We start from the raw sequence: 13,459 nt of genomic DNA on the forward strand, positions 1-13,459 counted from the left end.
ATTCCGAGTTACGGCCTACCTGCTAAGAAGATACCGCGGGATGTGGGCTGCTCGTCGAGTTAGCTGTTGGCGGCAGCTCACCACCCATAAGCTCAATGTAGTGATCAAGTTGTTCCGTTATCCAGCTCTTGAATATATTGCACTTGGAACTTTCATCCAAAGCTTTGGGTGATAAAAGGCAATATGTTGAACCGTCTCGGATAAAGCCATACGGCGCAACTAGCTGGCCGGACTCCAGTTCGGCTTGAACCATAAATAGGGACGCCATTCCTACTCCTAATCCTGACGTCGCCGCCTGAATGGACAGGTAGAAATGCTCATAGTCGACCTTTATAGAACCAGAGAGATCCACTCCCGTAAGGCGTAGCCAATTATCCCATGCCATCGGGCGAGTCTTGCTGTGTAACAGGCTTAATTTGTCCAGCCGTTTCTTGTCGGGAGTATTTGGCGGCGTACAAACCGGCCCGATCCACTCTTCGCAGATTTTCACGCTGTGTACAGAGCTGCCCCAATGAAAGTCATCGCGGCGGATTGCGAGATCAGCCCCTGAGCGGGCGAAATCAATCGGCCCGCCGGCGGCCAATAATTGGATCTGCAAGTTCGGATGCGCTTCATGAAAAGCAGGAAGTCGAGGGATCAGCCACTTCATGGCGATGGTGGGCTCACAGGAGAGCACAAGGACGTCTTCTCGACCCTCTCGCTGTAAGCGATAAACGGCATCTTCCAACTGATCGAACAGGGGCGCTGTCACGTTAAGAAGGAGGTGGCCTGCCTGGTTGAGAAATATTGCCCTGTTGCGCCGATCAAATAACTCGACCCCGATAGCTTCCTCCAGCAGCCGCACCTGACGACTAACGGCGCCGTGAGTTACGTGCAGTTGCTCAGCTGCTTTGACGAAGCTCTGAGTTTTGGCTGCAACAGTGAAAAATCGAAACGAAGCTAGCGGAGGTAAATTCATATAGACGACGTTTTCTCACAGATATCGGAAACGATAAATCGTTTTTCTAATTGCTTGTAGGTCCGCAAGATTTCTGCTGCCACTTGAGTCAAAGCGGTGGTATTGCCCATCAGGAGGACCTATGAATAACATGCGAAGCGATATACAAAATGCCGTCATGTTTCACCCTCAGCTCACCAACCCGTCGCCTGAAGTCAGAAATCTGTGCGAAAAAGTAGCACAAAAAGATTTCATTTTCCTTGCTGGCCGAAAGACTACCAAGCTGCTGACTGCAATGGACCCAGACGTCATGGATGATTGGCATGCTTTTCAGGAGAGCTGGAATCGCCTTGAGCAGGACGCGTATATGCGCGATGGCGGCACGTACCGTTTCCGCCGACATGGGACATACAGTGCTGGTCCTGGCATACAGTGCCCCGTTATGGAACCGCACCAACCGCACTTTCAGAGCACTGACTACAACAGCCTCAACGGCGGTATTCCACGATACTTTGCTCCGATAGAGGGCGAAATAAGCGAAGGGAAAGTGTTGCGCTCTGCATTGAAGCTATGTTGTGCCAGTTTTAGTAGCCTAGCTCCGTATTATTCTTGGCACATCGAGGTTCACCAGTTCAGAATAAATGCTTCACAGCTTCCAGCCTCACCAACTCCTGAAGGCATTCATCGTGATGGGGTAAACTTCGTTTTCATGATGCTGGTTAATCGCGTCAACATCGTTAATGGAGAAACGTCTATCTATGACCGTGATAGACGACCGTTGAGTAGTCTTACACTTGCACATGAGTTGGAGGCCGCCATCGTGAATGACGAGCGTGTGCTGCATGGTGTAACACCGGTCATTCAGATAGATCCAGAGTTGCCCGCTTATCGAGATGTATTGGTTATCACCTTCAGTAAGCGCTGATTAATAGATCCTGGCGGTAGGCTAGTCTTACCGCCTCGGAGAATGTAAATGAACGAATTGTTTGCAGTGGCCGCCATTACTGTCTTAGCTGTTGTCAGTCCAGGTCCCGACTTTGCCATGGTGACCCGCAATAGTTACTCGTTCGGGCGGAAGAATGGTTTGACGGCTGCGCTAGGTATTGCTTGTGGCGTGCAGGTCCATGTTTTTTACACGGTTTTCGGAATCGCTGTAATAATTACCCACTCACCCATACTGTTCATAAGTATGAAGATGCTCGGCGCTGGCTATCTCATTTACTTGGGAATTAAATCGTTGATGAATGCTGGAGCCCTGACGATAGGGGAGGCTGACGGACGTGAGTCTACAGCTTGGAAAGCATTTCGGACTGGTTTTTTTACTAATGCGCTCAATCCAAAAACAATGTTGTTTGTGGTTGCAACTTATAGTCAGGTAGTGCGCGCCGATAGCTCTCTATACGTTAATTTTGCTTACGGTATATTTATGTCGTTGTCTCACTTGGTTTGGTTTAGCTTAGTGGCGGTATTCTTTTCCGCTGAGGCTCTGCGTAGACGCATACTGAGAAAGCAGCACATTGTTGACCGGGTTATTGGTACCGCGCTGATTGGTCTTGGCGCGAGCTTAGTATTGCCTGGCGTTGGGCGATGATTCAGGAGAGGCTTATGAAACTGGCCTGCATAGATCTAGAGGGTGTTTTGGTCCCGGAGCTTTGGCCAATCATTGCCGAGCGTACAGGCATCGATTCCCTGGCACTGACCACGCGCGAGGTGCCAGATTACGATTTGTTGATGCGAAATCGCATTGCGCTTCTGCGTGACAACGGCTTAAGACTCAGCTGTGTCAGCCGAATACTATCCCATGTTGAGCCTGTTCCCGGCGCCAGACAGTTTCTTGATGAGCTTTCTTTTAATGAGTACGAGATAAACATTATTTCTGACTGCTTTCTCGAGTTGGCAAATCCGCTCTTCGACTTGTTAGGCGGGCCGACAGCTATGTGTCATCGCCTGAATGTGGATCGTTTTGGCTTTGTGACGGATTGCAGTTTTTATAAGCGCGCCGGTAAGGAAGACCATGTGGCCCAGGCGCTTTCTGAAGGGCGTTATGTGTTGGCAGTAGGTGATGCCTTCAATGATCTCGCGATGTTGCGAATGGCGAATAAAAGTTATTTAGTCAGCCCGTCTGCAGCGACGCGCGCAGCTGCTCCAGATATTAAAACTGTGGCAAGTGTCGATGAGATTATTCCTTTGCTCGTTCATGAAAGAGCTGCGCTGGAATGAAGCGGCTGGAGGCGCTTCCGGGCTATCTGCCCAAGCCCTGACCTGCGCTGAGTCAGGCCCGCTCTTGCCCCTCGGCCTTGAGGAAATCGACGAAAGCCCTGAGCGGCGAGGGCATGTGGCGGCGGCCGTGGTAGTAGAGATAGGGGCCGTCGAATGACTGCCACCAGTCTTCGAGGATGGGCGTCAGGCGGCCGTCGGCGAGCGGCTCGCGGATGAAGTCCTCGAAGGTGTAGATGATGCCCAGGCCGTTGATCGCCGCGCTGGTCTTCAGGTCGTGGGAGGAGGTGACGAGCTGGCCTTGTGGCGGTATGCGCAGGGTTCGGCCGTCCTTCTCGAACTCGAAAACACCCACCTTGCCGCTCTCGAAACGATGGCCGAGCAGCTGGTGCTCGGTCAGCTCGGACGGGTGCCGCGGTGTGCCATGGGCGGCGAGGTAGCTGGGCGCGGCGGCGGCGACGAAGCGTTGCCGGCGCGGGCCGATGGGGATGGCGATCATGTCCTTGGCGAGGCTTTCCTCGTAGCGCACCCCGGCGTCGTAGCCCGCCGCGATGACGTCGATAAAGGTGTTCTCCATCACCACTTCGACGTTCACCGCCGGGTAGAGCTTGAGGAAGCGGCTCAGCAGGTCCGGCAACAGGAAGCGCGCCACCGGCACCGGCACGTTCAGCTTGACGGTGCCGACCGGCCGTTGGGCGTCATCGTCCAGGTCGTTGAATGCGGCGCTGATCTCGTCCAGCGCCGGGCGCAGGCGTTCCAGCAGGCGTTCGCCGGCGCTGGTCGGGGTGACGCTACGGGTGGTGCGGTTGAGCAGGCGCAAGCCCAGATCGCTTTCCAGGCGGCGCATGCAATCGCTCAGCGAGGACGCCGACATGCCGCGTTTCTGCGCCGCGGCGCGAAACCCTCCGGCTTCGACCACAGCGGCGAACAGGGCTACATCACTCAGGTTGGGTTGACGCATGGGACCTCCTTGAATGATCGAACTGTACGAATGGTCGAACAGCCCGTCCATGTTTGCCTGGATTATCAGCCTGTGATCGTACGCTGATACTTCCTCCGTCGGCCGCCTCTGCCTGAGGCAGGCCATTCACGACGACGAGGAAACGATCATGGCGCAGAGAAACGCAACCGGGCCGGGCAGTAATGCTTGGCCTCTTATGAAGCTGGCCAGAGCGCTGATCGCCGGGGTGGCGCTGGCTGGAACGCTGACCGTCGAAGCCGCCAACCGACCGGCGCCGACACCGGACTGGAGCCTGGCCGACATGCCGGCCCAGACCGGCCGCATCGTGCTGGTCACCGGCGGCACCAGCGGTATGGGCTACGAAGATGCGCTGGCGCTGTCACGCGCCGGCGCCGAGGTGATCATCGCCGCGCGCAACGCCGAGCGCGGGCAGGAGACGATCGAGCGGATAGGTGAGCAGGTGCCGGATGCCCGCGTGCAGTTCGAGGCCGTCGATCTGGCCAACCTGGCCTCGGTGCGCGGCCTCGCTGAGCGCCTTCAGGAACGCTTGCCGCGCCTGGACGTGCTGATCAACAACGCGGCAATCATGGCGCCTCCTGAGCGGGGCACTTCCGCTGACGGCCATGAGCTGCAGCTGGCGACCAACTACCTCGGGCCGTTCGCTCTGACCGCGTTGCTGATGCCGCTGCTGCTGGAAAGCGACGATGCCCGGGTGGTCAGCCTGTCCAGCATTGCGGCGGGTCGAGGTCGCCTGAACTTCGCGGACCTGCAGGCCGAGCAGGACTACAACCCCTACGCCACCTACGCGCAATCCAAGCTGGCGGTGCTGACCTGGGCAATGGAGTTGCAGCGCCACAGCGATTCCGCCGGCTGGGGCATTCGCAGCATCGCCGCGCACCCGGGCGTCGCGGTGACCGAACTGGTCAAGCGCGGGCCGGGGCTGGATAGCGAGTTCGCTGCCAACTGGGCCAAGGATCGCGACAAGTACCACTCCGCCGCCCAAGGCGCACTGCCGACCCTGTATGCCGCGACCGCGCCGGAAGCGGTCGGCGGCGCCTATTACGGGCCGACCGGCGAGGAGGAGAAACGTGGGCCGCTGGGCTTTGCCAGGGTTCCCGAGGCCGCCGCGAACCAGGCGGATGCCGCCGAGTTGTGGCAGCTGTCGGAACGCCTGACCGGCGTGGGCTACCCCTGAACCCTCGGGCGCGGGCCGCCTTGCGCCCGCGCCCGGTTACCTCTCTTCCTTTGTCAGGAGCGCGCCCATGAGCACGCCATCCGTTGTGCATCGCCTGAGTGCCACGATCAATGCCGAAGCGCATGAGCTGCGTCCGGCGCTGAGTGGCTTCCTGCTGTTTTTCTGTCTCTTCGCCGGCTACTTCATGCTGCGCCCGATCCGCGAGTCGATGGGCATCGCGGCGGGGGTGGAAAACCTGCAATGGCTGTTCACCGCGACCTTCTTTGTCATGCTGGCTGCCGTTCCGTTGTTCGCCTGGCTCAGCTCCCGCGTACCGCGGCTGCATTTCGTCGATTGGGTGTACGGCTTCTTTTGCCTGAACCTGCTGCTGTTCTCCGCGCTGTTTCTACTGCAGGGCGAAAACCCCTGGCTGGCGCGGGTGTTTTACGTGTGGATATCGGTCTACAACCTGTTCGTCGTGTCCGTGGCCTGGAGCCTGATGGCGGATGTGTTCGATAGCGCCCAGGCCAAGCGGCTGTTCGCCTTTATCGCCGCCGGCGCGAGCGTCGGCGGGCTGGTCGGGCCGGCGCTCAGTGCGTTGCTGATCGGCAGCCTGGGCGAGTCGGGGTTGATGCTGCTCGCCGCCTTGTTGCTGGGCGCGGCGCTGGCGCTGAAGTTCTCACTGATGCGCTGGCGCGAGATCGGTGGAGCAGGGCGCCACGGCGCGGCCCCGGCGGAAAGCACGCGCAAGCCGGTGCCAGGCAACCCGTTCAGCGGGATGACGCGGGTGCTGCAGTCGCCTTATCTGCTCGGCATCGCCGGCTTCGTGGTGCTGCTGGCCACCGTGACCACTTTCCTCTATTTCGAGCAGGCGCGCCTGGTGGCCGAGCTGTTCCCTGACCGGGCCGCCCAGGTTCGCGTGTTCGGCACCATCGACGTGGTCGTCCAGGCGGGCGCGCTGCTGTCGCAACTGTTCATCACCGGGCGCCTGGCGCAGAAGCTTGGCGTGCGCGTGCTGCTGGCCATCGTGCCGCTGCTGGTCTGCGTCGGCTTTATTGGCCTGGCGCTGATGCCCAGTTTCGCCGTGCTCGCCGCGCTGATGATCGTGCGCCGCATCGGCGAGTACGCGTTCGTCCGGCCCGGACGGGAAATGCTCTTCGCGCCGCTGGATGCGGAGAGCAAGTACAAGGCGAAGAGCGTCATCGACACGGTTGTCTACCGCGCCGGCGATGCCGTCAGCGGCTGGGGGAAGACGGCACTGGACATGTTCGGTCAGGGCGCCGGCCTGGTAGCCGTGGCCGGCGCACTCTGCGCGCTGCTCTGGGGCTACCTCGGCTGGCAGCTCGGCAAGCAGGCGGACAGGCGAGTGGAAGTACCGGCGATGGCAGAGGTCGCTTGCCGATGAATTCCACCTTGCTTCGACTCAGCGTTCACCACCCTGCGCGGCGATATCGAAGGCGATGCTCCAGTTGTGCAGCGGGTAGGGCTGGTGCACCAGTGCCTTGATGTTGGCCTCGGCAGGCATGAGGTCGGGCAGGTATTCGTAGGTGGCGTCGGCGCGCATCGGGTCGCTGTCGCGTAGCTGGCCGGCGCCGCCGACCTGGTGGCTGGCGTAGCTGATGCGTGGCTGGCCGCTGAGGTCGCGACCGGCGCGCAGGCGCACGATGGTATCGGCGACGATGTCGACAGCGTTGATGGGCACTTCGCCCTGGTCGTCACGCAGCACGAAACCCTTGTCCTTCACGTCGCGGGCCTGGTGGCCGATGTAGGGCTGGTCGAACGCCAGGGGCGGGTGCGGCACGAGGAAGTCGATCAGTACATCGCGGCCGTCCAGCGTGGCCTGGCGCGGTGCGAGTGGGGTCCAGCCTTTACGCTCGACGACGACGTGGTGGTAGACCTTGCCGAGCATCTGGCCGAACCACCGATAGCCGTTCGCCGACAGGTGCACGCCCTTGTCGGTGTAGGGGTAGACCGGTCCGACCAGGTACCAGCCGGGTTCTTCCTGGGCCAGTTCCCACTGCGCCATGCCGATGGCCAGCGAGCCGTCCTTGACCGAGGACTTGGCGTCGGTCTGGTAGCTGAAGAAGGCGGGCATCTTTTCCTGTCCGGCGATGGCCTTGGCGGTGTCGGCATAGAGGTCGTCGCGCAGCTGGCGCAGTTTGGCCTTGTAGTAATCCTTGTCGTTCTTGCCGCCGTTGGTGTGGGAATAGTCGAACTCGCCCTGCAGCCAGAAGAACGCGCTGATGCTGTAACTGGCCTGCTGCGCGTCGGCCAGTGCCTTGGCCTGGTCGACGGCCTGGGTCACACGGCGATACTCGTTGGTGCCGCCGCTTTTCGACAGCTGTGCGACGGAGCGGCCGGAGGTCGACGCGTTGCTGGCGACGAGCAGGTGATCGGGGTCGGTGTCACGGCCCAGGTGATGCAGATACAGCCGCCGCGCCATGTTCAGCGCGCCGACTTCCACAGATTCACCTTCCTCCTGCGCCTTCGGGTCGAGTTTGGCGACCTTTTCCGTATCGAGCAGCACCGCCGCATTGCTCTTCTGCTGCACCACGGCGCGCAGTGGTGTGAACGCGGCGTCACCGACCGGTTTGAACGTTGCACCGCTGAAGGCGGCCGATCGCGGCGAATCGCCGAGCATCAGGTTGTCGTAACGCGGCGCGACGGACAGCGCCGGCCAGCCTTCGGCCGCCGATGCCAGCGACTGGCCATAGGTGATGACGTGGTTGTACTTGCTCTCCAGCGGCTGCGTCAGCTCGTTCCGCTTGGCCATGAGCTCAGCGGTCAGGCGCTTGTTCTCGGCGTCGCGGGCAGTCATTTCGCTGTCCGACAGGGCGGCCAGGGCAGGCGCGGTGATGGTCAGCAGGGCTACGGCGATGGCTGTGCGCAGACGTGGAGTAGTCAGCTGTTGGGGGCGATGGCGAAGCTCGAGCATGAGATTGCGGTTCCGGGACGGCACTGGATCATCGTGTACGGCAGGTTGCAGGCGAGCCGTAGGTATTGGCGGACGCGCTTTCGACGGTACTAAAGGACGTAAGTTCGCGGCAGCCACGTCGATGGCGGATTGGCTATGCTGTGGCGCATTCGAGCGGCGCTCGTGCAGCGATGCGCAGCAGGCTTTGGCAGGTCGAACGATGTCGTTGCCGTCCGCTCCCATGCAGGTCATTCCATGAGCAGAGGAGAACGCCATGAGCCATAAAGCCATATTCGTGCAGCCCGGTGGCGGCTACGACCGGGTCGTCGTCGGCACCAGCGAGGCCGCCACGCCCGGCGCCGGCGAGATCAGCGTGCGCCTGCGCGCGAACTCGCTCAACTATCACGACTTCGCGGTGGTCAGCGGCATGTGGGGGCCGAGCGAGCCGCGCATTCCCATGGCCGATGGTGCCGGCGAAGTGGTGGCGGTGGGTGCAGGCGTGACCGAATTTGCGATCGGCGATGCGGTGGTCAGCACCTTCTTCCCCGACTGGCTGGCCGGTGAGCCGCTGATCGAAGGTTTCGCCACGGTGCCGGGCGATGGCGTCGATGGTTACGCACGGGAAATGGTCACCGCCCGCGCCACCTCGTTCACCCATGCACCCAAGGGTTACAGCCATGCCGAGGCGTCGACCCTGACCACCGCCGGCCTCACTGCCTGGCGTGCGCTGATGGCCGACGGCAAGCTCAAGCCCGGCGACAGCGTGCTGATCCAGGGCACCGGCGGCGTTTCCATCTTTGCCCTGCAGTTCGCCAAGATGGCCGGTGCCACGGTCATCGCCACTTCGTCCAGCGACGCCAAGCTTGAGCGCCTGCGCGAGATGGGCGCCGATCACCTGATCAACTACCGCAGCACGCCAGCCTGGGGTGAGACGGTGCATCAGCTCACCGATGGCCGCGGCGTCGACCACGTGATCGAAGTCGGTGGGCCGGCAACGCTGGAGCAATCGATGGTCGCGGCGCGCATCGGCGGGCATATCTCGGTGATCGGCATTCTCACTGGCGTTGCCGGCGAGCTGCCGCTGGTACCGGCGCTGGTGCGCCAGCTGCGTCTGCAGGTGTGCTGGTCGGCAGTCGCGCTCAGCAGCAGGACATGATCCGCGCCATCGACGCCAACGGCATCCGCCCGGTGATCGACAAGCACTTCGCCGTGGACGATATCGTCGAGGCGTTCCGCTACCAGGAAACCAACCAGCACTTCGGCAAGATCTGCCTGGATATCTGAAGCCTGGCGTCGGCGGCGGCTGCGTTTAGAATGCGCGGCCACGCTGCCGACGATGCCCGCCCATGACGCCCGAACACCTCTCCACCCTGCAAGATCACCTGCTCGACGCGTTGGCCAACCTGCCCGACGAGACGCGGCGGTTGTTTCACGGCCGGGGCCGCTGCTATCCGGGGCTCGAACAACTCACCGTCGACTGGCTGCAGGGTGTGGTGCTGGTGGCGCTGTTCCGTGATCCAGGCGAGGCGGAACGGGCGGCGCTAGGGCAGATGCTCATGGCGCTGACCGAATCCGCGGCCTGGCAGCAGAGCCAGGCGCAGCGCTTGCTGCTGCAGCATCGCTATCTGCCGGACGCGCCGACCGAAGCGTTGCTGGGCGATATGCCCGCCGAGTGGCAGATCAGCGAGAACGGCCTGCACTACAAGCTCGATCTCGGGCGAAAGCAGAACAACGGTCTGTTTCTCGACATGCGCTACGGCCGACGCTGGGTGCAGGAACAGGCGCAGGGCAAGCGGGTGCTCAACCTGTTCGCCTACACCTGCGGCTTCTCCGTCGCGGCGATCGCTGGTGGCGCCGAGCATGTGGTCAACCTGGACATGGCGAGCGCGGCGTTGACCCGTGGGCGGGAGAACCATCGCCTCAATGGTCATGATCTCAGCCGGGTGAGCTTTCTCGGCCACGAGCTGTTCAAATCCTGGGGCAAGGTGCGCAGGCTCGGGCCCTATGACCTGATCATCATCGACCCGCCGTCCTTCCAGAAGGGCAGCTTCGCCCTGACCCGCGATTACCAGAAAATCCTGCGCAAGCTGCCGGAACTGCTGAATGCTGGCGGCCAGGTGCTGGCCTGTGTGAACGACCCGGATATCGGCGCGGACTTCCTGATCCAGGGCATGGCTGCCGAGGCGCCGCCGCTGCGCTTCGAGCAGCGCCTGGAAAACCCGCCGGAGTTTCCCGACATCAGCCCCGAGAGCGGGCTCAAGGCACTGCTGTTCGTCGCAGACGATTTCGGCGACTCGGTTTCGGAGTAGACCCGGCGGCTTTCGCCGCCGGGTGACCATCAGATGTCGTAGGCGAAGCCTACGAACAGCGTGCGGCCCATGAGAATGTTGTCGACGGCCTGGGCAACTTCGTCGCGCTTCTCGTTGGTCAGGTTGTTGAGCCCGCCGTTGAGTGTCAGTTGCTTGGTGGCCTGGTAGCGGGCGCCAAGATTCAAGGTATGGAATGCACCGGTTTCGAAGGTCCCGGAGCGCGCTACGTCGTACACGTACTGGCTGCCGGTGTACTGGTAGTCCAGGTTCAAACCGAGCTTCGGCAGCGCCTGCCAGTCGGCGCCCAGGTTGGCGACATGTTGGGGCGAATTGCGAATCGCCTCGTCGGTATCGCGGTCCTTGGCATCGGCGTAGGTGTAGTTCGCGCGCAGGCCGATGCTATCGCTCAGCAGATAGTTGCCCTGCAGCTCGTAGCCCTTGATCCGCACGTGAGGTTGGTTGTAGGTGGTCAGCACCGGATCTTCGGCAACGATCTGGCCGTTCACGCGAATCAACCGTGTCGTTTCGGTGCTGATCATGTCCTCGATGTCGGTCTGGAAGAACATGATGCCGGCCTGCAGTCGGTCGCTCTGGTAGAAGGTGCCGAGCTCGTAACTGGTAGCAGTCTCGGGTTTGAGGTCCTCGTTGCCGACCGTCACGCAATAGCCGCGACAGGCAATTTCCACATAGGTGGGATCGGATTGCGCGATGCTCGGTGCCTTGAAGGACTTGCCCACGCCGCCCTTGATCACCCAACTGTCGCTGAGGTTGTACACGCCGTAGGCCCGCGGGCTGAACTCTGTGCCGTAGCTTTCATGGTCATCCAGGCGTGCGCCGAGCGTGATGTCCAGCTGGCCCAGCGAGAATTCGTCCTGCAGGTAGAGCGCCTGCTGATCGACCTGGATGTCCGAGCCCAGGTTGTTACTGTGGCTGAGTTCGGTGCGGCGCAGTTCGCTTCCTAGGGTCAGTAGGTGGTTGCCGAGAAACGCGCTTACCTGGCCGTCGACCGTATGGTTGGTCTGGTTGACGTCGCTGATTCGACCGCCACGCAGGTTGGTCATGACTTCTGAATCGTCGGTCAGATCGACATCTTCGTAGTAATAGCGAACACGTGAGTTGAAGCCATCCCAGGTGCCGCTGTGGGTCAGTCCGAACGTGCTGCGCTTCATCTCCTGGACATTGGTCGGGAAGGCAAAACCCGAATTGCTCCATGTGGCTTTGCGATCGTCTTCGCGATAGCTCACGTCGAGATCGAGCGTCTGGCGCTCGTCCAGCAGCCAGCTGAGGGTCCCATAGGCGCTGCTGTTCTGGCGCTTCTCTGCCGCGTCAATCAATGGTGATGTCGTCTGGTCCGAGCCCCAGGCAGCCTGGTCGGTACCCTCGATGATCAGATTGCCGAGCAGCTTGTCGTCGATCAGCGAGCCGCTGATGTAGCCGCTGGTCTTGTGGCTGTCGCCGGAGTCACCCTCGGTCGGGTGCTCGTAGCCGTAGGCAATGCCGGCTCGGGTATCGGCGGTCGGTTTGCGCAGAATTACGTTGACCACGCCGCCAATGGCATCGGCACCGTACAGCGATGACATCGGCCCGCGGATCACCTCGATGCGCTCGATGGCTGCCATGGGAATCGACGACAGGTCGAAGTCGTTGGCGTAGTTGGAAACCAGCGCCTCGCGGGAGTTGACGCGACGGCCATTGACCAGCAGCAGCGTGTAGTCCGAATCCATCCCGCGCAGTTTGATTTCCTTGCGGCCGTAGGCCGAAGACGGGTTGATGTACACGCCCGGCAGGTACTTCACCGCGTCGGCCAGGTTGTACACCGGCAGCTTGTCGAGGTCTTCGCGGGTGACGACCGATACACTGGCCGGCGCGCTGAGCTCGCTATGGGCGGTCTGGGTGGCGGTGATCACCTCGTGCTGCAGCGTGATTGGCTCGGCAGCGACGGCAAGCATCGGCAGCAGAGTGCCGAGCAGTGTGAGCGAGAGGTGACAGGGACGACCAACAGATCTTACTAAGGGCATTGCAGACTCCATTGCGACTATATGCGGATGTGAGTCTCATCAGGCTTACGGCTGCGGGCTCAGGCCCGGCTTGTTATTGAGGCGGATGGATGCGTCACTGGCGCTAGGCACCCGCGCACGACCACGCTCGACCACCGCCACGAAGGTGCAGCCGGTGGTCGAAGCGGCCGTATGGTAGGCAAGACAGGAATCTATTACAAATGGTAATAATTATTGTTTGATAATTGCGGGGAGGGAGGTGCGTCGGGCTTTAGCGCGAGTGCGCGAACGCACTGTTATGCGGCCTCGGTAATGCGGGGTATGTGTAAAAGGTGAGGCCGCCGCTCGCGCGGCCAAGTGCCGCGTCGGACGCAATCGTGGCTTAGCGTTCGGCCAGCTCTTCGCAGGCCGGCTCGATGGTGAAGGTGCGCGCCGAGTCCACCGGGCCGAGCTTTTCCAGTGTGCGTCGGCCGAGCAGGACGGGGTAGTTCATCTCGTCGCGGTCGCGAAGCGAGAACTCCTCTTCGAGCAGGCGATCGCCGATACAGACCTTCATCAGCACGACGGGCCTGTCTTCTTTGCCACCGGCGCCGCGCACGGTCATCTCGCGCTGCAGTTTGCGCTCGATGCGCGACTTGATCAGCTTGTCGTGCTCCACGTCCTTGAGGTCCAGATCGAAGCGGACCCACTTGTCACCGTCCTTCTCGAAGTAGTCGACATCCTCGGCGTGCATGGAGGAGGTCAGGGCGCCGGTGTCGAGCTTGAACTTCACGGTGACTTGTTCGGGGAGTATCAGACCACGCTCGACCCAGCCCAGCGGAGTGCCCTCGGCGGCATGGCAGGAGAGGGTCGCCAGCGAGAGAATCATTGCGGCAGGCACAGCAAGCAGGCGGGATGACATCAGGGGTGCTCCTGAGCGTTGGGTTCGCTAAATAGAGCGACAGCTGCGG

Annotated in this window: 11 protein-coding genes and 1 pseudogene; 7 read left to right on the forward strand and 5 right to left on the reverse strand. The window is 61.3% G+C overall.

Annotation, left to right across the window (positions count from 1 at the left end):
* Positions 1 to 22: 22 nt before the first annotated feature.
* Positions 23 to 958 (reverse strand): LysR substrate-binding domain-containing protein, encoded by a 936-nt coding sequence (locus AAEZ08_RS05910; protein ID WP_037000029.1) that lies wholly within the window; start codon positions 956 to 958, stop codon positions 23 to 25.
* Positions 959 to 1,079: 121 nt separating this feature from the next.
* Here AAEZ08_RS05910 and AAEZ08_RS05915 point away from each other — a divergent pair, with 121 nt between their 5' ends.
* The 3 genes from AAEZ08_RS05915 to thrH are packed head-to-tail and all read left to right on the forward strand — an operon-like array spanning position 1,080 to position 3,157.
* A complete protein-coding gene (locus tag AAEZ08_RS05915; protein ID WP_272867665.1) occupies positions 1,080 to 1,862 on the forward strand; it encodes a 2OG-Fe dioxygenase family protein in 783 nt (260 codons plus the stop codon).
* A 48-nt stretch (positions 1,863 to 1,910) separates the two neighbouring features.
* A complete protein-coding gene (locus AAEZ08_RS05920; RefSeq protein ID WP_003300809.1) occupies positions 1,911 to 2,528 on the forward strand; it encodes a LysE family translocator in 618 nt (205 codons plus the stop codon).
* A 14-nt stretch (positions 2,529 to 2,542) separates the two neighbouring features.
* A complete protein-coding gene (gene thrH, locus AAEZ08_RS05925; RefSeq protein WP_014821108.1) occupies positions 2,543 to 3,157 on the forward strand; it encodes a bifunctional phosphoserine phosphatase/homoserine phosphotransferase ThrH in 615 nt (204 codons plus the stop codon).
* A gap of 52 nt (positions 3,158 to 3,209) precedes the next feature.
* On the opposite strand, the gene AAEZ08_RS05930 is transcribed toward thrH, so the two are convergent.
* Positions 3,210 to 4,115, reverse strand: coding sequence for a LysR family transcriptional regulator (locus AAEZ08_RS05930; RefSeq protein ID WP_014821107.1), 906 nt, complete (start codon positions 4,113 to 4,115; stop codon positions 3,210 to 3,212).
* A gap of 148 nt (positions 4,116 to 4,263) precedes the next feature.
* On the opposite strand from AAEZ08_RS05930, the gene AAEZ08_RS05935 reads away from it, so the two are divergent.
* Positions 4,264 to 5,310 carry an SDR family oxidoreductase gene (locus AAEZ08_RS05935; RefSeq protein WP_090521443.1) on the forward strand — a complete coding sequence of 349 codons (1,047 nt, stop codon included), beginning with the start codon at positions 4,264 to 4,266 and terminating at the stop codon, positions 5,308 to 5,310.
* Positions 5,311 to 5,377: 67 nt separating this feature from the next.
* On the forward strand, positions 5,378 to 6,694 hold the full coding sequence (locus AAEZ08_RS05940) for an NTP/NDP exchange transporter (protein ID WP_014821105.1): 1,317 nt from the start codon (positions 5,378 to 5,380) through the stop codon (positions 6,692 to 6,694).
* An 18-nt stretch (positions 6,695 to 6,712) separates the two neighbouring features.
* On the opposite strand, the gene AAEZ08_RS05945 is transcribed toward AAEZ08_RS05940, so the two are convergent.
* Positions 6,713 to 8,224, reverse strand: coding sequence for a phosphate ABC transporter substrate-binding protein (locus tag AAEZ08_RS05945; RefSeq protein WP_427703001.1), 1,512 nt, complete (start codon positions 8,222 to 8,224; stop codon positions 6,713 to 6,715).
* Between the two features lie 253 nt (positions 8,225 to 8,477).
* Between AAEZ08_RS05945 and AAEZ08_RS05950 the strand changes: the two are divergent.
* Positions 8,478 to 9,487 (forward strand): annotated as a pseudogene (locus AAEZ08_RS05950) (zinc-dependent alcohol dehydrogenase family protein).
* A 62-nt stretch (positions 9,488 to 9,549) separates the two neighbouring features.
* The gene (locus AAEZ08_RS05955; protein WP_427703002.1) at positions 9,550 to 10,512 is read left to right on the forward strand and encodes a class I SAM-dependent methyltransferase; all 963 of its coding nucleotides are present in this window, start codon (positions 9,550 to 9,552) and stop codon (positions 10,510 to 10,512) included.
* 29 nt (positions 10,513 to 10,541) lie between these two features.
* Here the strand turns inward: AAEZ08_RS05955 and AAEZ08_RS05960 are convergent, their stop codons facing one another.
* On the reverse strand, positions 10,542 to 12,530 hold the full coding sequence (locus tag AAEZ08_RS05960) for a TonB-dependent receptor domain-containing protein (RefSeq protein WP_500123912.1): 1,989 nt from the start codon (positions 12,528 to 12,530) through the stop codon (positions 10,542 to 10,544).
* A gap of 361 nt (positions 12,531 to 12,891) precedes the next feature.
* A complete protein-coding gene (gene rloA3 / locus AAEZ08_RS05965; protein ID WP_500123913.1) occupies positions 12,892 to 13,410 on the reverse strand; it encodes a retropepsin-like aspartic peptidase RloA3 in 519 nt (172 codons plus the stop codon).
* Between the last annotated feature and the right edge of the window lie 49 nt (positions 13,411 to 13,459).

The sequence above is a fragment of the Pseudomonas sp. E45-MNA-CIBAN-0222 genome, from assembly GCF_040310405.1.
GTDB classification, from domain to species: domain Bacteria; phylum Pseudomonadota; class Gammaproteobacteria; order Pseudomonadales; family Pseudomonadaceae; genus Stutzerimonas; species Stutzerimonas stutzeri_AC.